The 375-nt window shown below is 68.0% G+C and carries 1 pseudogene; it reads right to left on the minus strand.

Annotated features, from left to right (window positions below):
* Nucleotides 1-375 (minus strand): annotated as a pseudogene (locus tag AC1DUE_RS20760) (hypothetical protein); the annotation flags it as partial.

Consider the following 375-nt stretch of genomic DNA (forward strand, 5'->3'; position numbering starts at 1 on the left):
CACCGGGTCATAGCCGAAGCCGAGCCCGAGCGTCGCTCCGACCGCGATCACGAACTGCGCGGCCACTCCGGTGACGGGGGAGCGGCGGCGGGGATGGAGCCGGGCGAATGCCTGCGGGAACACTCCGATGCGCCCCATTGCGAAGGCCGTACGCGTCGACACGTTCGCGCACGCGTTGGCGTTGGCCACGGTCGAGTTGACGACGGCGAGGAAGAGCAGCACCCAGAACAATCCGAACGAGGCGCGGGCGATGCCTTCCCATGACGCCGCTCCCGAAGCGCCGAATCCGGAGAATTTGTCCGGCCCGAAGTAGACGGACATGGCGTATGTGGTGAGGACGTACACGAGGCCGATCGACAGGGCGGCGCCGAGGAC

This window comes from Cellulomonas sp. P4_A2, assembly GCF_056402515.1.